Origin of the sequence: Ochrobactrum chromiisoli, assembly GCF_026241335.1 — a bacterium.
Taxonomy (GTDB): Bacteria; Pseudomonadota; Alphaproteobacteria; order Rhizobiales; family Rhizobiaceae; genus Brucella; species Brucella chromiisoli.
Map to the genome: position 1 here is coordinate 217936 of NZ_JAPHAV010000005.1, position 20888 is coordinate 238823.

The window sequence follows — 20888 nt, forward strand, 5'->3', positions numbered from 1 at the left end:
TCGGTTCTTGAACTGCCTGGATCAAAGGACAAGGAAACACAATGTTTGAATCACTTCAGGAGCGTCTTGGCTCCATTTTGAACGGCCTGACTGGACGCGGCGCTCTTTCTGAAAGCGACGTGACGGCTGCGCTGCGCGAAGTGCGGCGTGCGCTGATTGAAGCCGACGTTTCGCTGGAAGTGGTTCGTTCATTCACCGACCGTGTTCGTGAGAAGGCGGTTGGTGCTGAAATTCTCAAAAGCATCAAGCCCGGCCAGATGGTCGTTAAGATCGTTCATGACGAGCTTATCGAAATGCTGGGCACAGAAGGTGTCACGGTTGATCTGAATGCACCGGCACCTGTCGTCATTATGATGGTGGGTCTTCAGGGGTCGGGTAAGACGACCACCACGGGTAAGCTCTCCAAGCGTCTGACAGAGCGTCAACGCAAAAAGGTGTTGATGGCGTCGCTTGATACGCGTCGTCCGGCAGCACAGGAACAGCTTCGTCAGCTTGGTATCCAGACCTCTGTCGATACATTGCCAATCATCGCTGGCCAGTCGCCGGTTGAAATCGCCAAGCGCGCCGTGCAGGCTGCAAAGCTCGGTGGTCATGATGTGGTTATCCTCGATACCGCTGGTCGCACGCATATCGATGAGCCGCTGATGGTGGAAATGGCGGATATCCGCAAGGCCGCCAATCCACATGAAATTCTGCTTGTGGCAGACAGCCTCACCGGTCAGGACGCCGTTAATCTCGCGCGCAATTTTGATGAACGCGTGGGTATTACTGGTATCGTTCTCACTCGTATGGATGGCGATGGCCGTGGCGGTGCAGCCCTTTCGATGCGCGCCATTACCGGCAAGCCGATCAAGCTGATCGCCACCGGTGAAAAGATGGATGCGCTTGAGGAGTTCTATCCCAAGCGTATTGCCGACCGTATTCTTGGCATGGGCGACATCGTTTCGCTCGTTGAAAAAGCTGCTGAAAACATCGACGCGGAAAAAGCCGCTGCGATGGCCAAGAAGATGCAGTCGGGCAAGTTCGATCTCAACGATCTTGCCGATCAGCTGGGCCAGATGAAAAAGCTCGGTGGTATGGGCAGCATTATGGGCATGATGCCCGGCATGGGCGGAATGAAGGACAAGGCTGCGGCAGCCGGTCTTGACGACAAGGTCTTTGATCGTCAGCTCGCCATTATCGGCTCGATGACCAAGGCTGAGCGCGCCAATCCCGACCTTCTCAAGCACAGCCGCAAGCAGCGCATTGCCAAAGGTTCCGGAACCAGTGCTGCCGACATCAACAAGCTTCTCAAGATGCACCGCCAGATGGCCGACATGATGAAAGTCATGGGTAAGGGCAAGGGCGGAATGATGAAGCAGATGATGGGTGGCCTTGCCAACAAGATGGGCCTTGGTGGTCTGGGCGGCGGCATGGGCGGCATGCCTGATCTCTCCAAGATGGACCCAAAGCAGCTTGAAGCGCTTGCCAAGCAGGCAGAAGCAGCCGGTCTTACCAAGGGTGGCGGTTTGCCGGGGCTTCCCGGTGGTGGTCTGCCGGGTTTAGGTGGGCCTAAGCTTCCGGGTCTTGGCGGTGGTCTGCCCGGTTTGCCGAAGAAGAAGTGAGTAAGATGGCTGACGAACAGAACACTGTACCTGCTGAACTTCTCGCATTACGCGCATCCATCGATAATATCGATGCGGCGCTCATCCACATGCTTGCGGAGCGCTTTCGCTGCACCAAGGCTGTGGGTGTCCTGAAAGCCGAGCGCGGCCTCGCTGCTGCTGACCCGGCCCGTGAGAAGCGTCAGGTCGAGCGCCTTCGCGGCCTCGCAGTTGATGCCCATCTCGATCCAGATTTTGCCGAAAAATTCCTGAACTTCATCGTGAAGGAAGTCATTCGGCACCATGAGCATGCCGCTGCCAATCACAGCGGAAACTAAATACCCTAAAACGGTTTAACCTATCGCCCATCAAGGGCAGAATTATTGTCTAAAGGAAAGAAAAAATGGCTCTTAAGATCCGTCTCGCCCGCGCTGGCTCCAAGAAGCGTCCTTACTACCACGTTGTTGTTGCGGATGCTCGCAGCCCGCGTGATGGCCGCTTCATCGAAGCCGTTGGTGCATGGAACCCAATGCTTGCAAAAGACGCTGAACGCGTAAAGCTCGACGCTGACCGTATCCAGCATTGGATTGCACAGGGCGCACAGCCAACCGATCGCGTTCTTCGCTTCCTCGACCAGGCCGGTCTTGCAAAGCGTGAAGCACGCAGCAACCTGACCAAGGGTCTGCCAGGCAAGAAGGCTCAGGAACGTCTCGCTCTTGCCAAGCAGGCTGAAGAAGAAGCTGCTGCAAAAGCTGCTGAAGCTGCAGCCGCCGCTGCCGCTCCTGCTGAAGAAGCTGCAAGCGAATAATTTTTCGCTATTTGCGAACATAAAAAGCGGCGGAGCAATCCGTCGCTTTTTTGTTTGTCTTCTTACATTGGATTAAACAACTGGACGAAAAGCGATTTTTCTCTATCCTGTTGATATAGTGTTTGTATTTGCGACCTGCTGCATATGCGATATAAAATAAGTCTTCAGGCACTGTTTGTGCGCCCTGTTCAGGAGAACACCATGTCGGCTGTGATGGCTATCCGTTCTTTGTCTTTCCGTCGTTTGTTTATTGTCCTTGGGCTAGCCGCTCTTGTGCCGCTGTTGTCGGCCTGTGGTTTCAACACCATTCCAACCAATGATGAAAAGGCCAAAGCTGCGTGGAGTGAAGTGCAGAACCAGTATCAGCGCCGTGCCGATCTTGTGCCTAATCTGGTCGAGACTGTGAAGGGCTACGCTGCCCATGAAAAAGAAACTCTTCAGGCGGTAATCGATGCGCGCGCCAAGGCGACACAGGTGCAGATAACGCCGGAAACGCTCAACAATCCTGAACTCTTCAAGCAGTTTCAGGACAATCAGGCCAACCTTACCAGTGCGCTTTCGCGTCTGATGGTCGTCGTGGAGCGCTATCCGGACCTTAAGGCCAACCAGAACTTCCTGGCGCTTCAATCCCAGCTTGAGGGTACGGAAAACCGTATTGCTGTGGCACGCCGCGATTATATCGAGGCTGTGCGCGTTTATAATACGTCGATCCGCACCATGCCGACGATGATCTGGACATGGATATGGTATCGTGATGCTAAGCCAATGCAGACATTCAGCGCGGATGCTGCAAGCCAGAGCGCACCTCAGGTTAACTTCAACAACTGATCGGGAAACCCGTGGCAGCTTTGCTTCCCTTTCGCGCGGCGGCCTTACGTGGCCTGAATGGGCCGCGATTGCTTGCGGCTGTTCTGCTTTTCCTGTTTGCGAGTTTTGTGGCCGTTGGCGCGAATGCGCAGGATGCGACAAAGCCGGCACAGGCATTGACGGGGCGCGTGGTGGATGCAGCGGGGATTATCGATCCCGCTCAGTTGCAGCAACTCACGCAGAAGCTTGCAGACTTTGAAGCAAAGTCCTCCGATCAGGTGGTTGTGGTGACTGTCCCGAGCCTGAATGGCGAGGATATTGAGAGCTATTCCAATCGCTTGTTCCGCGCCTGGGCGCTGGGGCAGAAACAGGAAAATAACGGTATTCTGCTGGTGGTTGCCCCCAATGATCGCAAGGTGCGTATTGAGGTTGGTTACGGGCTTGAAGGCACGATGACGGATGCGCTTTCGAGCGTTATCATCAATGGTACAATCATCCCAGAATTCCGCAGCGGTAATTACTCAGAAGGCATCGTGCAGGGGGTGGATGGCATTCTGTCGGTTTTGTCTGGCGATGCTGCCGAGCTTGAAGCGCGCGCCAAACGGAATGCTCAGACGAGTTCGGGCTCCGGTGATGTCGATTGGGTGTTCGTTATTTTCATCACATTCTGGGTATTGATCTTCTTTGGCGGCTTCGGCATGGCGATCTTGACACCGATTTTTGGACGCAAGATTGGCCCCGGAAAATATCGCTGGCTTGGTATGGTGGTGGATTTTAATTCCCGTGGCGGTTCCGGCGGCGGTGGCTTTTCTGGCGGCGGTGGCGGCTGGTCATCGGGTGGCAGTGGTGGCGGCGGGTTTTCCGGCGGTGGCGGATCGTCCGGGGGCGGTGGCGCTTCGGGTAGCTGGTAAGGGAGAATTTTGTGCGCGCTAAAAACCTTATCAGTGATCAGAATCACAAACGTATTGCCGAGGCGATCCGTGCTGCTGAAACCAATACAAGTGGTGAAATCTACGCAGTTCTTGCCCGCGCCAGTGATGATTATTTCTTCGCGGCCGGTTTTGTTGCGACCTGTGGCATTCTGATCGCTTCGGTGGTCGCGGCGTTCCTTGCGCATTGGTACTGGTTTGACATCAGCCTTCCCATGTTCGGCCTCGCGGTGCTTGCGGCCTTTGCAACGGCTATGTTTTTGCTTTGGCTGGTGCCCTCAATCCGTATTTTACTGGTGCCGCGCCGTATTCGCTATAAGCGCGCACATTTGAACGCGTTACAGCAATTTCTGGCGCGCAATGTCCATATCACGGAACACCGAACCGGCATTTTGCTGTTCGTTTCCATGGCCGAACATTATGCAGAAGTGATTGCTGATGCCGGTATTGATGCGCGTGTTGAGCAGGAAGAGTGGAATGGCATCGTTGCAACACTGATACATCATGCTTCGCGTTTGGAAGTTGCAGACGGTTTTGTACTGGCGATTGGGCAGGCGGGGGTGTTGCTGGAAAAACATTTTCCTGCGGGCGAGCACACGATCAACGAGTTGGATGATCACTTGATCGAACTTTAAGTCTGTCTGACAGATTCGGATTCGCCGCTCATTTGTGGCAGAATTGCGCTTTTATGACGTTTACGTAAACCTGGCATGTCCATCCATGGAAAAGCTGGGCGGCATATTTCGAAATTTCTTAAAGCGTTTTCGAAGCTTTGTTCCAAATTAAATGGATTAGATACGAATTTTCTGGCGTTCACTGTTTTTTTTGGTTGTTTTCAGCGATTTGTCATCGAAACGCATGTTCAATCTGCTAGTTTGGCGCGCATTGCCATCATGACAGGAGTATCCGACGTGACTGCAAAGCAGGATCGGTCGAGCAAAATTAAGGGTTCCAAGGCAGGCAAGGAGGAGAAGAAGGGAGGAAAGTCGAAGGCGCTTGATGCCTTTTCGCAGCTTCTCTTTGAATGGGCGCCGCCCGAAGATCTTGCGGCCTATGATGCCGCCGCGCTCGATAAGTCTGCCCAGTATGGCTACGAAGCGCTCGAATCCTATCGCAAGGGTAAAAGCATCATCAGCGTCGATAACAGCATCGAACGCCAAGGTCGCGCCGTCAGCGTTATTACCATCGTCAACGACAATATGCCGTTCCTGCTCGACTCGATTATGGGTGAGCTGAACGATCATGTCAGCCAGATTTTCATGGTTGTTCACCCGGTTCTCGACATTGAGCGGGAAAAGGACAGCCTTACAATTTTAGGCGAAGCTTCGCAGCTTGCACCTGCCAAGGGTGTTGAGCGCGTCAGCCTTGTGCAGATTCATCTTCCAGCCCTCGACAAGCAGGCCAAGACTGATCTCACCGCTGCTATCAAGCGTGTGCTCGGACAGGTTCGTTCTGCTGTCAGCGATTGGAAGCCAATGCTCAAGCGTCTTGATGACGCTATCGCCGATTATAAGCGCGTTCAGGAACTGACCCTTGATCCGGCTATGCCGGAGGCAATCGCGTTTCTTGAATGGCTGCGTGATGATCGTTTTATTTTCCTTGGAATGCGCGAACTGACCTTCAAGGGCAAGGGCGACAAGCGTGAGCTCGTGCCGGTCAAGGAGACGCTTGGCATTCTCAATGACAGTGAAGTCCGCGTTCTGCGTAAGGACGACGACGACAAGGCCACGCCGCGCGAGATCACCGACTTCCTTGATAGCAGTGAACCATTGATCGTCACGAAAGCAAATTCGCTGTCGCTGGTGCATCGCAGATCGTATCTTGATTATGTCGGTGTAAAGATCTTTGGTGACAAGGGCGAGGCTATTGGTGAGCTTCGTCTCGTTGGTTTGTTCACCTCTGTTGCTTATGTAAGCTCCGTTGCCAGCATTCCATTTATTCGATCAAAGGCAGATGCAGTTATCCGGCATCTGGGCTTTAACCGCGAAGACCATTCCGGCAAGGCGCTTGTCAATGTGCTGGAAGAATATCCGCGTGATGAGCTGTTCCAGATCGATGTGGAAAGCCTGACGGCCAATGCCGAACTGATTCTGGCACTTGGTGAGCGCCCACGCGTTCGTGCGATCCCGCGTCTGGACCGTTTTGGCCGTTTTGCCACCGTGCTGGTCTATATTCCGCGTGACCGTTACGATTCTGTCGTGCGTGAGAAGATCGGCCATTATCTTGTCGAGATTTATGGCGGCGACAGTTTTGAGTTCCATCCGGTCTTTTTGCAAAATGGTCTGACGCGCGTTCAGTTCGTCATCCGCCGTCATGAACGTTCCACGCCGCATGTGGATCGTGATGCGCTGGAAGAAGAAGTGCGTTCGATCGTTCGTACTTGGGAAGACGCGGTGCGTGAAAGCGCGGACAGCGTGGATGCAAAGACTATTGCTCTGGCTTCGAGCTTCCCGCAATCCTATCGCGAAATCTTCACCGCTCCTGAAGCGCTTGTCGATGCAGAGCGCATCGCAGGCCTTAATGCAGAAGCTCCGCTCTTTGTGGACTTCTATCGCTATCGTACCGATGGTCCGGATGCGGTTTCGCTCAAGCTTTATCATCATGGCGCGCCGGTTGCGCTGTCGCAGCGTGTGCCGCTTCTCGAAAATATGGGTTTCCGCGTGGTCAGCGAACAGACCCTTGACCTTCCGCAAGCGGGTGAGGACGGTGCCGCAGTTTACGTGCATGACATGCAGCTCGTAAACGCCTATGGCGCGCCGGTTGATCTGTCTGACGATGGCGAGATGCTGGAAGATGTGTTCCGCACGGTCTGGGACGGTCTTGCCGACAATGATGGCTATAACGCGCTGGTGCAGACTGCACGTCTCACGGCACGTCAGATCATGATCCTGCGCTCTTATGGCCGTTATCTGCAGCAGGCAGGTATTGCCTATTCGCAAGGTTTCATTGCAGCCGCACTCAACCGCTATCCGGAAATTGCCAGCGATCTTTATTCGCTGTTCGATCTGCGCTTCAACCCGTCGGCCAAGCGTCGTGACGCCGCTGAAAAGAAGCTGGTTGATGCTATCGAAACGGCGCTTCTCGGTGTGCCGAGTGCGGATGATGATCAGATTTTGCGCCGCTTCCGCAATCTGATCGAAGCAACCTTGCGCACCAATGCTTACCAGCCAAATGATGAAGGCAAGCCGCGTGTGACCTTTGCGTTCAAGCTCAATCCACGGCTTGTCGAAGGTCTGCCCGATCCGCGCCCATATCGCGAAATTTTCGTCTATGGCCCCGAAGTGGAAGGTGTGCATTTGCGCTTTGGCGCTGTTGCGCGTGGTGGTCTGCGCTGGTCGGACCGCGCACAGGATTACCGCACGGAAGTTTTGGGCCTCGTCAAGGCACAGCAGGTCAAGAATGCGGTGATTGTGCCGGTTGGTGCCAAAGGCGGCTTCTATCCGAAGCGTTTGCCTGTCGGTGGCGATCGCAATGCTGTGTTTGAAGCCGGTCGTGATGCCTACAAGGTTTTCATCTCCACGCTTCTGTCGGTCACTGACAATATTCATGACAATGATGTTGTGCCACCTGCGGACGTGGTGCGTCACGACAATGACGATCCTTATTTCGTTGTCGCTGCCGACAAGGGCACGGCAACTTTTTCCGATACGGCCAATGCGATCAGCCAGGCACATGACTTCTGGCTCGATGATGCTTTCGCATCGGGTGGCTCTGCCGGTTACGACCACAAGGGCATGGGCATCACCGCGCGCGGTGCATGGGAAGCCGTGAAGCGGCATTTCCGTGAGTTCAACAAGGATATCCAGACCGAACCGTTCACGGTTGCCGGTGTGGGCGACATGTCGGGCGATGTATTCGGCAACGGTATGCTTTTGTCGGAGCAGATCAGGTTGGTTGCAGCCTTTGATCATCGTGACATCTTCATCGATCCGACCCCGGTTCCGGCTGACGGCTATGCAGAGCGCAAGCGTCTGTTCGAACTGCCGCGTTCAAGCTGGCAGGATTATGATCGCCCGAAGATTTCGTCAGGTGGCGGTGTCTATAGCCGCAGCCAGAAGACGATCACGCTGTCAGCTGAAGCTGCAAAGGCCATTGGCCTTGGCAAAACTACCGCTTCGCCGCAGGAAATCATGACGGCGATCCTGAAAGCGGAGGTCGATCTTCTGTGGTTCGGTGGTATCGGCACCTATATTCGAGCAGGCAACGAAACGGATGCGCAGGTTGGTGATCGAGCCAATGATGCCATTCGTATCACGGGTTCGGATGTTCGGGCGAAGGTGATCGGCGAGGGTGCCAATCTTGGTGTCACGCAACGCGGACGCATTGAATATGCGCTCAACGGCGGTCGCGGCAATACCGATGCCATCGACAACTCGGCAGGCGTCAACTGCTCCGACGTTGAGGTCAATATCAAGATTGCGCTGGCTGCTGCCATGCGTTCGGGCAAGCTTAAGCGTCTGGCACGCAACAAGCTGCTGGTGAGCATGACCGATGATGTGTCTGAACTGGTGCTGCGCAACAACTATCTGCAGCCACTCGCGCTTTCGCTGAGTGAACGTCAGGGCCTCACAGAGCTTCCTTATCAGGCTCGCTTCATGGCCGAGCTTGAAGCGCGCAAACTGCTGGATCGCAAGGTCGAGTATCTGCCTTCGGATGCAGTGCTGAATGACCGCCAGAAGTCAGGACAGCCGCTGACGCGTCCGGAACTTGCAGTTCTGCTTGCTTATGCCAAGCTGTCACTGTCGGATGATCTGGTCGCAAGCAAACTGCCTGATGAGCCGTACTTCGAAGAGTTGCTGTTTAGCTATTTCCCGAAGCGTATGGTGAAAACCTATGCCGAGGAAATTTCCAATCACCGTCTGAAGCGCGAAATCGTCGCTACTTTGCTGGCGAATGATGTCATTAATCGTGGCGGCATCACATTCATCAGCCGTCTGGCCGATACGACGGGCAAGTCGCCTGCCGATATTGTCCGCGCTTATGTGGCGGTGCGCGATGGCTTTGAGATCAATGCGATCTATGACGCGATCGATGCGCTCGATAACAAGGTGACGGGTGATGTGCAGAACCAGTTCTATCACCTGGTTGGCGAGATGTTGCTTGCAACGACCGCCTGGGTTCTGCGCAACGACACCACGCGTGCAAACCTGACAGAGCTGGTGAACACCATCACCACAGCACGTGCGGCGCTTGAGCCACGCTTTGATGGTCTGATGCCGGATTACCTGATCGATGCGGTGCAGGCAGACAAGGCAGCCTTTGTTGAAAAGGGTGCGCCTGAAAAGCTTGCTCAGCGTCTGGCCAATCTGCAACTTGCAGGCATCATGCCGGACATCGCGTTGATCGCACATCTGGCTTCTGCCGATCTGGTTGCAACCGCCAAGACCTATTTCGGCGTATCGGAAGCCTTCCGCATTGGCCGTATCGAAGAAGCCGCGCGGACAATTCCGGTTACGGATTATTATGACGGTCTGGCACTGTCGCGTGCAAGCGATACGATCACCCAGGCAGCGCGTGGCATTACGATTGCTGCACTGAAAAAGCACGGCAAGGAAAAAGATCCGGCGGCAGTATGGTTTGCGGAAGATGCAGCACGCATCGACCAGATCAGAAGCCGCATGGTTGCGCTGACAGAAGGCGGTGATCTGACCGTGTCACGTCTGGCTGTTGCTGCGGGGCTTATGTCGGATCTGACGCAATAATTGTGAAACTACGAATAGAATTAAAAAGGGCGGCTTCGGTCGCCTTTTTTGCTTTGTTGTGGTGAGTCTATTAGCAGTGTACCTTCGCAATGCTTTACGGGGGGCAGGCGTAACATATGACGGAACAGGCAATGGTAGCAGACGGCTATTCTTCACGCCGCGGTGTGTGGGGCTGGATATTTTTCGACTGGGCGGCTCAGCCATTTTTCACAGTCGTTACCACTTTCATTTTTGGGCCTTATTTCATCTCGCGAATGGCCGAAAGTCCGGAGGCTGGTCAGATTGCATGGGGCTATGGTTTTGCGGCAGCGGGGCTTGCCGTTGCAATCCTGTCTCCCTTTCTTGGCGCTGTTTCCGACAGGACCGGTGCACGCAAGCCGTGGATCGCCTTCTTTGCCATCATTCAGATTGTTTGTCTGTCGCTGCTCTGGTTTGCAGTGCCAGGCGCCAATATCTACTGGGTTTTGCTGGCCTTTGCGCTGGCCATGATTGCGGCCGAGTTTTCCATTGTTTTCAATGATTCGATGATGCCTCGACTGGTTCCACGCAACGATATTGGCCGGGTGTCCAATATTGCCTGGGGGCTGGGCTATATGGGCGGCATGATTGTTTTGATTTTCATTGTGTTTTGCCTTGCAGCATCGCCTGAGACCGGAAAAACGATCATCGGTATTGATCCTCTGTTCGGGCTTGATCCGGCTAAAGGGGAGGATGGGCGAATCGCCGGGCCGATTGCGGCGCTTTGGTATCTGGTTTTCATTCTCCCGATGTTCTTCTTCACACCGGACGTTGCCAAAGGAGAGCCGCTCGGGCGTGCTTTGCGTTCAGGCCTGTCCGAGCTTAAAGCGACGTTGAGGGAGGTTCGTAAGCGTCCGGGAATTGTCCGCTTCCTGATTGCACGGATGATTTACCAGGATGGCGTCAATGCTTTGCTCGCACTGGGCGCCGGTTATGCGGCCGTATTGTTTGGCTGGTCGATCACTGAAATCGGTTTGTTCGGCATGATTCTCAATGTGATGGCAATTTTCAGCTGTCTGCTGGCCAGTAAATTTGATACGCGATTCGGCTCAAAGGTCGTGGTGCTGGGATCTATTGTGCTGTTGCTGATTGCTTCGCTTGGAATCGTATCGACAGATCATCAATCCACTTTGTTTGGCTTCCTGATGTTTGCACCAACGGATGCAAAAGGGTTATTCGCCACGCCTGCCGAACACGCTTATCTGATTTACGGGCTGATGATCGGAGCAGCCTTTGGCCCCGTTCAGGCGTCTTCGCGATCATGGTTCGCGCGTAGCATTAAGCCGGAGGAATCAGGCCGTTATTTTGGCATTTATGCTTTGGCTGGTCGGGCAACAAGCTTTATCGGTCCGTTTCTGGTTGCGACTGTTACGGCACTCAGCGGGTCGGCAGCGCTTGGCATGTCGGTGCTTGTTGTTTTGTTTGCCGCGGGTCTTTTGCTTGCGAAGGCAACGCCTTATCCGGCGGAAGCTATATAGGTGACTGGCGCAGTGCTCTTGCTGCGCCAGTCTTTTTTCTACATCATGCCTGCTGCTTTGGCGCAGGCAATCGCAATCAAGCCGCCAACAATTGGCGCTACCACCGGCACCCAGGCATAAGCCCAGTCTGAACCGCCTTTGCCGGGAATAGGCAGCAATGCATGGGCGATACGTGGTCCGAGATCGCGTGCCGGATTGATTGCATAGCCGGTAGGTCCACCCAGTGAAACACCAAGCGCCCAGACAAGCAGCCCGACCATCAGAGGTCCAAGAACGCCCGTTGCACCAACGGCCTTTGCGCCAATTGCAATGACCACAAAGACCAGAACAAATGTGCCAATCACTTCTGTTATGAAGTTGGCCGGAATGTTGCGGATCGCCGGGCCTGTGCAGAAAACACCGAGCTTTAATCCCTGATCGGTTGTTGGGCGCCAGTGAGCCAGATAGGCAAGATAAACGAGAACGGCACCGGTAAAGGCGCCGAGCATTTGCGCTGCAATGTATGGGGCAACATCGGCAGCCGGAAATGTGCCTGCTGCGTAAAAAGCAAGGGTCACAGCCGGATTGAGATGGCCTGCACTGCCTGCTGCAACCGCAACCATCACACCACACAAGACGGCAAAGCCCCAGCCTGCGGTGATGACGATCCAACCGGAATTCTGACCTTTGGAATTGGCCAGAAGCACGTTGGCTACCACACCATCACCCAACAGAACGAGCATCATCGTGCCAAGAAATTCCCCGATAAAACCGCTAGTCATTATCTGCTCCGAGAAAATAATTTAGGTTAAAAGAAACCATCCGATGCGCAGATGCGCTCATCGGCCGTTTGTATTGATTGTGTATTTTCAAGTTCTGGACTGTTTATTCAGGCCGAAACAGCGCCTTAATCAATCCAGTTAAGGGACCGTTGGACAGCCTTTTCCCACGAATTGAACAGGCGGGTTCTTTCCTTCGTTGTCATCTTCGGATGCCAGCGCTGGCCGACCTGCCAGTTCTCGATAATGTCATTCGTTGATTTCCAGTATCCCACAGCAAGACCGGCTGCATAGGCCGCACCAAGCGCTGTGGTTTCGATGATCTTCGGACGCACAACCGGCACATCAAGAATGTCAGACTGGAATTGCATCAGCAGTTCATTGACGGTCATACCGCCATCTGCACGCAGTTCTGTAATTTCTACGCCTGAATCCTTGACCATGGCTTCAAGCACTTCGCGCACCTGATAGGCACTTGCTTCGAGTGCCGCACGCGCGATGTGGCCTTTGTTTGCGAAGCGGGTTAGCCCGGCGATAATACCACGCGCGGAATCTTCCCAATGCGGGGCGTAAAGACCTGAGAAGGCGGGGACGAAATAGACGTCTCCATTATCTTCGACCGTGCGTGCCAGTGTTTCGATATCACCGCTGTTTTTGATGATGCCAAGATTGTCGCGCAGCCATTGCACCAGTGCGCCGGTGATCGCGATGGAGCCTTCCAGTGCATAGACGGGCTTTTTATCACCAAGCTGATAAGCAACGGTTGTCAGCAGGCCATAGGTGGATGGAACCAGCTTTTCGCCGGTATTCATGAGCATGAAGCAGCCGGTGCCATAGGTGTTCTTGGCTTCACCCGGTTCAAGGCAAGCCTGACCGAAAAGAGCTGCCTGCTGATCCCCCAGAATGCCTGCAAGCTTGGCGCCACCAAGCGCGGGCAGGGTAATCTCGCCATAGACTTCACTGGAAGAGCGAACCTCTGGCAGGCAAGCCGCAGGAATATCGAAAAGGCTCAGAATCTCCTCGTCCCATTTCAGCGTTGCAAGGTCCATGAGCTGGGTGCGCGAAGCATTGGTCACATCGGTGATGTGAATTCCACCCTCTATGCCGCCAGTGAGGTTCCAGACAAGCCAGCTGTCCATCGTGCCGAACAGGGCGTCACCCGTTTCGGCTTTTTCGCGTGCACCGGGTACATTATCGAGGATCCAGCGTAGTTTGAGACCAGAGAAATAGGTTGAGATCGGCAGCCCGGTTTTATCGCGCAGGCGGTCCGCACCACCGTCCTTTACAAACTGATCGACCAGTTGGTCGGTGCGTGTGTCCATCCAGACAATGGCGTTGTAAAGCGGTGCGCCGGTCTTCCTGTCCCACAGCAGCGTTGTTTCGCGCTGGTTGGTAATGCCAACAGACGCAATATCGGAAGCCTTGAGCTTGGCCTTTTTCAGTGTTTCAGCGATGACATGCTGCGTGTTGCGCCAGATTTCATTGGCATTGTGCTCAACCCAGCCGGCCTTTGGATAAATTTGTTCGTGTTCGCGTTGATCCATGGCGATAATGTCGCCGTGGCGGTCAAAAATAATGAAGCGTGAACTGGTGGTTCCCTGATCGATGGAACCGATGAACTGAGTCATTGCTTATGCTCCTCCCATGTGGGCGTCATGTTGTGAGACGAAAATCGCATGCCTCACCGCATGACAAATCAACTTAATACAGTCACGCGTTTCAGGCATTCCCAATAATTCTGAAACAAGCGTGACTTTCACAAAATTTCGACATCAACAAAAAACGAATTAATATGAAAGGCAAACGAAAGCAATTGAAATTATTGCCAGTAAAAAAGCCGAGGAAGTGGTCTTCCTCGGCTTTGTGCATCGATATGTGACTATTCCAGCATGGCGGACCCGAAATTCCTATCACTCTAGTGCCACTATCTGAGCGAATTTCGGGGCCAAAGCCATACTAGTAAATTGTTGAATCTAGTGTGGTTTACGGATTTGTAGTTCCTCCACGTGAATGCAACAAAAATGACAGGAACTTCAAATCCACCACACTAGTGGCGGAAGTGGCGCATCCCCGTCATGACCATGGCAATGCCATGTTCGTCAGCCGCAGCGATGACTTCATCGTCACGCATTGAGCCGCCCGGCTGGATAACCGCCGTTGCACCTGCCTGAACAGCCGAAAGCAGGCCATCAGCAAATGGGAAGAACGCATCGGATGCAACAACACAGCCCTTGGTCAGCGGCTCGGCAAGACCGGCTGCTTCAGCTGCGTCTTCTGCCTTGCGGGCAGCGATGCGGGCCGAATCAACACGACTCATCTGACCTGCGCCGATGCCAACCGTTGCGCCGTCCTTGACGTAAACAATCGCATTCGACTTCACGTGTTTGCCGACGCGGAAAGCGAACTTCATATCGTTGAGCTCGGCTTCCGTTGGCGAACGTTTGGTGACCACTTTCAGATCAAGATCATCAACAACGCCGTTGTCGCGTGACTGAACCAGAAGGCCGCCTGCAACGGTTTTTGCTGCAATGCCTTTGGCACGTGGATCAGGCAGGCCGCCCGTTACCAAGAGACGCAGGTTCTTCTTGGCCGCAACGATGGCCTGTGCACCTTCGGTGGCGTCCGGTGCGATGATGACTTCGGTAAAGATTTTGACGATTTCCTCAGCGGCGGCTTCATCAAGTGTCTTGTTGAGCGCAACAATGCCACCAAAAGCCGAAACCGGATCGCAGGCGAGGGCCTTGAGATAGGCTTCCTTGATGGTGGCAGCTTCTGCAACGCCGCAAGGATTGGCGTGCTTGATGATGGCAACGGCTGCGGTGCGCGCCGGGTCAAACTCGGCTACGAGTTCGAAAGCTGCATCGGTGTCGTTGATGTTGTTATAGGAAAGTTGCTTGCCCTGAAGCTGCGTTGCTGTGGCAACGCCCGGACGCTGTTCGCCGGTCAGGTAGAAGCCAGCCGTCTGATGCGGGTTTTCACCATAACGCATGACAGAATGCAGCTTGCCTGCGATCGAACGATAGGTCGGTGTTTCCTCATTGATTGCTTCGGCAAACCAGTTGGAAATGGCTGCATCATAAGCGGCCGTGCGCGAGAACGCCTTGGCTGCAAGCTTTTTGCGGAAGGAAATCGGCAGCGAGCCTTTGTTCTTTTCGAGCTCAGAGACAACCTCTTCATAGTCAGCGGGATCGACAACGGTTGCGACATAAGCATGGTTCTTTGCCGAAGCGCGGATCATGGCCGGGCCGCCAATGTCGATATTTTCAACCGTGGTGTCATAATCGCCACCCTTGAAGCGAACTTCTTCAAACGGGTAGAGATTGATGACAGCCAGATCAATGCCGCCAATGCCATGGGCTTCCATGGCTGCAACATGTTCAGGATCGTTGCGTACAGCAAGCAGCCCGCCGTGGACCGATGGATGCAACGTCTTCACGCGCCCATCCATGATTTCCGGGAAGCCGGTGACTTCCGAAACGTCTTTTACAGGAATGCCTTCTGCGGCAATCGACTTTGCGGTGCCGCCGGTCGAAAGGATTTCAACACCATGGGCATGAAGTGCCTTGGCAAAATCGATGAGGCCGGTCTTGTCGGAAACGGAAAGAAGGGCGCGGCGCACCCGATGAAGATCGGGAGCGGGAATATGCTTGGAGCTGACAGCCATAGGAAATGGTCTCTTCGTTGCTGAAGCGTTTTGCGTTCAGGAAGGGTGGGACGGTTTGCGGGTTAGCACAGACGAGACGCGAATCATACCTTAAAAGCGTCCTGGTCAAGCTTTTGAGGTTAAGCGTAGCTTCCAATGGCAACGCGGCTGAATTGCCAGTTTACTTCCGGCAGATCAGAAGCCGGAAAAGACAGCACGATCTGCTTTGATGTCACAGGACCACGGAACCCGGCAAAGAAGATGCTGTCTTCAAGCTGCGGGGCCACTTCGAAACAGGAGAACGCCCATGTATCGTCATGAGGAGCGCTCAAATTGATCAGGCCATTTTCATCAAGCGAGATGTCCACCGATGGGTGGATGTGAAAACGCACGGCAATATTATCACGCCCGTTGGCTTTCAACGCCTTGGCATCGCCGCGATAAAAGCGGTCCGCACCTTGTATGACACTGCCCTGATGCGACAGCACGACGCGACGCTCATGAAAGATGCCAAAAAGGCGGACATAACCATCATGATTTGCAACAAAACCTTGCCGTCCTGTGTCTTCGATCCGGTCGCGCTGCACGCGTGTGGGACCGGCGATGATCGGCGTGCCAATCATGTTGGAAAGGCCTGCATTGCGGCTGAAACGGCACGACGATGTATCGTTGATGGTTGCGGTTGAATGCGCAGCCGTTGAGCGTCCCAATGGACGAAATTCCGGCGGGCCGTAGCGGTCAACACCGGAATTGACGATATAGCGCTGGCGGCCTGAGGACATTTCAAAGGCAAGACAACCCGCATGGGCATCGCGCGACGCCGTTACAGGCGGAGGAAGGCCCGTATCGGCGATGATGGTTGTCGCCCCCATCGACAGGCGTTCATAGCCGGAATAGGGGGCGTGGGTTAGTGGCGCGCCTGCGGTTTCGTCGTGACGCAGCACCGAAATAATCCGCTCGGAAAGAGTTGGACCAACACCGTTGAACAGCGCGAGACTGCCATCCTGATGCCGGAAAAAACGCAGCGCAGGCAGCATGCGCTCGACAGCTTCGATCAATGCCTTTGGCGGTGATTCGGTGCCATTGGCATAGGTCTGGCGCAGTGGCAGAAGATCGGCCAGCAGTTCAAGGATCGTAACCGGATTGCGCGAAATATGCCCACCATCGGGCAGGATCTGGCGCTTCAGCTCATATTCGAGATTGCGTCGTGCTGCACGCGCGGTCGGCGGCGAAACCGGCAAAGCGAGTGCCGCAAAAGCCAGCGCAATACGCGCACGCAGGCGTTCTTCGCCGTCATCCATAGCGGAAGCGACAGTGCGCAGGTAGCGCACCTGCATGGCAAGCGAGCGCATGAATTTGCGATAGGCAGGCAATTCTGCGCCAGAAAGAATGAGGTTGGAATGTTGCAACCATGCGATGATGCGCTGTGCTGTAACTTCCGGTGACCAGGCAAGACCACCGATGCGCTTGCCATAAAGGCGCATCCAATCGTCAACGAGTGCGCGCGCATTGGCGGTCGCAAGCTCGCTGTTGGCGCTTTTCAGATGGCGCAGCCAGCCAAAGCCCTGAAGGGCCGCTTCCCATTCCGGCGTCGGTGGCTCAACGGCAAAAGGCGACATGCCACCGGTTTCGACGAGGCGACCAGCCAGCGCAAAACGACCGTGGTAGAATTCTTGCGCCAGTTGCGGGTCAGCGACGCGGAGATCCGGTGGCGCAATGAGGATGCGGTCCGGCGTGAAGCCGCTGAACCGCCAGCGAAAAAGCGGACCCATGCGCAGACGGCGGCTGAACTTGCGCCAAGCCTGTGCAACGGCCAGTCCCCAAAGATGCGGGGTTTCGCTCAACGCGACTGCCACCCTCTCGTTCTCCGTATTATAATTCATTCGCATCGGACCCGATAAGGCAGGTCCATCCTTTCATGGCATGATGAATCGAAATGCCGGTTTCTCGATTTCGGAATCATGCATTCTTAGAATCGTCGATAATGGTGAATCGAGTGTTAACCATAACGGGTGCGGTGCGCCCGTTATGGAAAATTCACCGATTTTAATCAGCCGTAGCTAACGGATCAGGCCTTGCGTCTGAAGCGGGCAGCGAAAAAGCCATCCATGCCCGCCATATTTGAATTGCCATCAAACGTGTCAGCAGCCAAATCGGCAGGGGTCGAACGCAGGAAGCCTTCACCCGTGATCAGACCTTCAAGACCCGGACAATCGTCCAGCGTGATCGGATAAGCTTCAAGTGCTGGATTTTCGAGCGCCTTGCGGGCCAGCTCTTCGCCTTCTATTGGATGCAGCGAGCAATTGGAGAAGACAATGGTGCCGCCGGGTTTCACCAAATTTATTGCATGGGCGAGCAGCTTTGCCTGAAGCGTGGCAAGCTTTGCAATATCCTGCGGTGTTTTGGTCCATGGCACGTCCGGGTGGCGGCGCACCGTGCCGGTGGATGAGCAGGGTGCATCAAGAAGAACTGCGTCAAACAATTCGTCGGGCGTGTAATCCATCAGGTTGGTGGCGACAGTGCGTGCCTTGTAGCCAAGACGCTCCAGATTGCCTTGAAGACGCTTGAGCCGGTTTTCCGACATATCAAGCGCTGTCACATCCGCCCCCTGCAACACAAGCTGCGCGGTCTTGCCGCCGGGCGCTGCGCAAAGATCGGCAACGCGTTTGCCCTTGATGTCGCCCATCAGCCGTGCTGGCAAGCTTGCCGCCGCATCCTGTACCCACCAGTCGCCCTCTGCAAAGCCGGGCAGTTCGGTGAGATTGCCCTCAACAGTCTCAAGGCGTACCGAGCCGTTCGGCAGGGCTGTGCCGCCGAGCTTTTCCGCCCATTCCTTCGGATCGCCTTTTACGGTGAAATCGATCGGTGGTTCATAAGCGTGCATGGCGAGAATGGCTGCTGCCTTTTCCGCGCCATAAGCGTCTTTAATACTGTTTGCAAACCATTCCGGCACATTGGTTTCCGGCTGCAATGTATGGGCGAGAGCGCGTTCCTTGTTGCGCGACAGACGGCGCAGAAGTGCGTTCACAAGACCTGCATATTTGCGATTGCGCGGATCGGCATTGGCCGCTTCAACGGCCAGATCAACGGCCGAATGATCCGGAAGGTTGAGGTAGAAAATCTGTGCGACGGCCACATGCAGAAGGTGTTTGAGCGCATGCGCATTTTCCGGCAAAGGCCGGTCGAGGCGCTTGTTGATGGCACGTTCAATGCTGCCGCGATTGCGCAGCGCGGAGCCCAGAATAGCGCGAACCAGTGCGCGGTCGCGTGGTTCAAGCGCCAGATATTGCGGATGACCGTGGCTGTTGTCGGTCAGACCGTCGAGCGATGTGTTTTTTTCAATCACCGCACCAAGCAGGCGAGCCGCAGTCAGACGTGCAGCAAGACCGGGGCGCAACTGTTCAGCGCGGTCTGCGGCATGCTTATGGGATTGCGGCTTTTTATTTCCACGCTTTGGCGCAGCTTTTTTATCGTTCACGCTGTTCTACTTTATCTGACGCGCAACTGGTTTTTGGGTTGCGCTTTTATGACCAAGGACCCCGATAGCCGGAGCCGCCACTGTTGTTTCCGCCTGCATTACCCCATGGACCACTGTTTTGGGAAGGGGGGGAGCTGCGCTGCGCCATTGCCGTCGAGCGAATCCCCATTTCAGCCGCCATCTGTTCCAGCGCCTGAATACGATTATCCGTGTCTGGATGTGTCGAAAAAAGGTTGTCAGCACCGCGTCCGCTCAGCGGATTGATAATGAACATATGGGCGGTTGCCGGGTTATGTTCGGCTTCTTCATTAACAACTGACTTAGCGCCACGGGCGATCTTGCCAAGGGCGGATGAGAGCCAGAGCGGGTTGCCGCAGATTTCGGCGCCTCTGCGGTCGGCGGCATATTCGCGGGTACGGCTTACCGCCATCTGCACGATCATCGCCGCAAAAGGAGCCACGATCATTGCAAGGATCGTACCGACTACGCCAATGATGCCATTGCCGTTTTCGCGATTGCCGCCGAGGAAGAATGCAAAATTGCCGAGCATGGAGATTGCACCCGCGAGCGTGGCGACGATTGTCATGGTCAGCGTATCGCGGTTCTGAACATGCGCCAGCTCATGCGCCATCACGCCCGCAACTTCTTCCGGTGTCAGGCGATTGAGAAGGCCGGTTGTGGCTGCAACAGCTGCATTTTCGGGATTTCGGCCCGTCGCAAAGGCATTGGGCTGGTCTTCATGGATGATATACACCTTTGGCATTGGCAGGCCCGCATTGGCTGCAAGGCCGCTGACCATGCGGTAATAGTCGGGGGCTGAGCGCGCATCGACTTCCTGCGCATTATACATACGCAGGACCATCTTGTCGGAATTCCAGTAGCCAAACAGGTTCATGGCAACAGCAATCACCAGTGCGATCATCATGCCGCCGCCGCCGCCCAGCAAATAGCCGATGCTCATGAACATGACTGTCATGAGAGCAATCAGCATGGCAGTTTTCGTCATATTCATGCGTGTAGGTCTCCGGTTCAGTAACAGTTTACACAATCGGGGTTTTGCTTCCCCGTCAGGTTTAACTATATGATGGGTATCAAACGCCCGATCTTCAATAATGGGCTCTAATAACGGATTTCAAACGGATGACCGATACATTCAACGAACCCGCCAGCAACGATAATGCCGAACCGCGCAAGTTTGACGATTTGCCGCCAGCAGCCCAGCGTGCGCTGAAAGAAGCCGAAGAACGCCGGGCCGCTGAAAAAGCCGAAAAGCTGCCACGAGAAATTGGCGGTCGCGGCGGCAAGGATCCCGCCCGCTTTGGCGACTGGGAAATCAAAGGCCGGACCATAGATTTCTAATCTGGGATGTTTCCATGCTTCCATCAAACGTGGAAGAACACGACTTATCTCCCTCTCTCTATATATGTGCGAAGGGATGGGCTGCATTAAGTGCTGTTTTGATTTGGTATAGAGTTGGGATGTTTTAAATTGTTTGTGTTTGGTAAAAATGGGTTGTTTTGCCTGTGGAAAGAAAAGTTATCCTTTTTGCGGATTATGCGTTGACAGTTTTGTTGAGTGGGGTCTATATGGCGCCACAACGAGGGCGGCGACGCTGCTAGCGGCAGACTGGTTCGTCCCTTGAGTTGGCAGATTGAGTTTGACAGCGATGTTTGATTTGGTTATG

General features: G+C 54.6%; 15 protein-coding genes. 9 read left to right on the forward strand and 6 right to left on the reverse strand.

Features of this window, described 5'->3' with window-relative positions; all coding sequences use genetic code 11:
* The first annotated feature begins 41 nt into the window (after positions 1–41).
* The 8 genes from ffh to OPR82_RS12825 all read left to right on the forward strand — a co-directional run bounded on the left by ffh (position 42) and on the right by OPR82_RS12825 (position 11325).
* Complete coding sequence (gene ffh, locus OPR82_RS12790; protein ID WP_265985192.1) at positions 42–1604, forward strand: signal recognition particle protein; 1563 nt, start codon at positions 42–44, stop codon at positions 1602–1604.
* 5 nt (positions 1605–1609) lie between these two features.
* A complete protein-coding gene (locus OPR82_RS12795; protein ID WP_007876888.1) occupies positions 1610–1921 on the forward strand; it encodes a chorismate mutase in 312 nt (103 codons plus the stop codon).
* Positions 1922–1986: 65 nt separating this feature from the next.
* Entirely contained in the window at positions 1987–2391 is a 405-nt protein-coding gene (gene rpsP, locus OPR82_RS12800; protein ID WP_265985193.1) for a 30S ribosomal protein S16, read from the forward strand.
* A 201-nt stretch (positions 2392–2592) separates the two neighbouring features.
* Positions 2593–3219 (forward strand): LemA family protein, encoded by a 627-nt coding sequence (locus OPR82_RS12805; RefSeq protein ID WP_265985194.1) that lies wholly within the window; start codon positions 2593–2595, stop codon positions 3217–3219.
* An 83-nt stretch (positions 3220–3302) separates the two neighbouring features.
* Positions 3303–4109: a TPM domain-containing protein gene (locus OPR82_RS12810; RefSeq protein ID WP_265985226.1), complete on the forward strand. Its 807-nt coding sequence runs from the start codon at positions 3303–3305 to the stop codon at positions 4107–4109.
* An 11-nt stretch (positions 4110–4120) separates the two neighbouring features.
* Positions 4121–4762 carry a TPM domain-containing protein gene (locus tag OPR82_RS12815; protein WP_265985195.1) on the forward strand — a complete coding sequence of 214 codons (642 nt, stop codon included), beginning with the start codon at positions 4121–4123 and terminating at the stop codon, positions 4760–4762.
* Positions 4763–5038: 276 nt separating this feature from the next.
* The gene (locus OPR82_RS12820; protein ID WP_265985228.1) at positions 5039–9829 is read left to right on the forward strand and encodes an NAD-glutamate dehydrogenase; all 4791 of its coding nucleotides are present in this window, start codon (positions 5039–5041) and stop codon (positions 9827–9829) included.
* Positions 9830–9945: 116 nt separating this feature from the next.
* Positions 9946–11325, forward strand: a complete 1380-nt coding sequence (locus OPR82_RS12825) for an MFS transporter (RefSeq protein WP_265985196.1) — start codon at positions 9946–9948, stop codon at positions 11323–11325.
* 38 nt (positions 11326–11363) lie between these two features.
* On the opposite strand, the gene OPR82_RS12830 is transcribed toward OPR82_RS12825, so the two are convergent.
* The 6 genes from OPR82_RS12830 to htpX all read right to left on the reverse strand — a co-directional run bounded on the left by OPR82_RS12830 (position 11364) and on the right by htpX (position 20216).
* Positions 11364–12086 (reverse strand): MIP/aquaporin family protein, encoded by a 723-nt coding sequence (locus OPR82_RS12830; protein ID WP_265985197.1) that lies wholly within the window; start codon positions 12084–12086, stop codon positions 11364–11366.
* Between the two features lie 125 nt (positions 12087–12211).
* Positions 12212–13711: a glycerol kinase GlpK gene (gene glpK / locus OPR82_RS12835; protein ID WP_265985198.1), complete on the reverse strand. Its 1500-nt coding sequence runs from the start codon at positions 13709–13711 to the stop codon at positions 12212–12214.
* 419 nt (positions 13712–14130) lie between these two features.
* Positions 14131–15747 carry a bifunctional phosphoribosylaminoimidazolecarboxamide formyltransferase/IMP cyclohydrolase gene (gene purH, locus OPR82_RS12840; RefSeq protein WP_265985200.1) on the reverse strand — a complete coding sequence of 539 codons (1617 nt, stop codon included), beginning with the start codon at positions 15745–15747 and terminating at the stop codon, positions 14131–14133.
* Between the two features lie 119 nt (positions 15748–15866).
* Positions 15867–17582, reverse strand: coding sequence for a heparinase II/III family protein (locus OPR82_RS12845; protein WP_396998466.1), 1716 nt, complete (start codon positions 17580–17582; stop codon positions 15867–15869).
* Positions 17583–17794: 212 nt separating this feature from the next.
* Positions 17795–19204, reverse strand: coding sequence for an RsmB/NOP family class I SAM-dependent RNA methyltransferase (locus OPR82_RS12850; RefSeq protein WP_265985202.1), 1410 nt, complete (start codon positions 19202–19204; stop codon positions 17795–17797).
* Positions 19205–19250: 46 nt separating this feature from the next.
* Positions 19251–20216: a zinc metalloprotease HtpX gene (gene htpX / locus OPR82_RS12855; protein ID WP_265985204.1), complete on the reverse strand. Its 966-nt coding sequence runs from the start codon at positions 20214–20216 to the stop codon at positions 19251–19253.
* 128 nt (positions 20217–20344) lie between these two features.
* Here htpX and OPR82_RS12860 point away from each other — a divergent pair, with 128 nt between their 5' ends.
* The gene (locus OPR82_RS12860) at positions 20345–20563 is read left to right on the forward strand and encodes a DUF1674 domain-containing protein (protein ID WP_265985205.1); all 219 of its coding nucleotides are present in this window, start codon (positions 20345–20347) and stop codon (positions 20561–20563) included.
* Positions 20564–20888: the final 325 nt, after the last annotated feature.

Bases quoted from the DNA above. Each gene is read 5' to 3' on its own strand.
- purH (WP_265985200.1), bottom strand. From the start codon at position 15,747: ATGGCTGTCAGCTCCAAGCATATTCCCGCTCCCGATCTTCATCGGGTG.
- OPR82_RS12805 (WP_265985194.1), top strand. From the start codon at position 2,593: ATGTCGGCTGTGATGGCTATCCGTTCTTTGTCTTTCCGTCGTTTGTTT.
- OPR82_RS12860 (WP_265985205.1), top strand. From the start codon at position 20,345: ATGACCGATACATTCAACGAACCCGCCAGCAACGATAATGCCGAACCG.
- ffh (WP_265985192.1), top strand. From the start codon at position 42: ATGTTTGAATCACTTCAGGAGCGTCTTGGCTCCATTTTGAACGGCCTG.
- OPR82_RS12795 (WP_007876888.1), top strand. From the start codon at position 1,610: ATGGCTGACGAACAGAACACTGTACCTGCTGAACTTCTCGCATTACGC.
- rpsP (WP_265985193.1), top strand. From the start codon at position 1,987: ATGGCTCTTAAGATCCGTCTCGCCCGCGCTGGCTCCAAGAAGCGTCCT.
- OPR82_RS12830 (WP_265985197.1), bottom strand. From the start codon at position 12,086: ATGACTAGCGGTTTTATCGGGGAATTTCTTGGCACGATGATGCTCGTT.
- OPR82_RS12825 (WP_265985196.1), top strand. From the start codon at position 9,946: ATGACGGAACAGGCAATGGTAGCAGACGGCTATTCTTCACGCCGCGGT.
- htpX (WP_265985204.1), bottom strand. From the start codon at position 20,216: ATGAATATGACGAAAACTGCCATGCTGATTGCTCTCATGACAGTCATG.
- glpK (WP_265985198.1), bottom strand. From the start codon at position 13,711: ATGACTCAGTTCATCGGTTCCATCGATCAGGGAACCACCAGTTCACGC.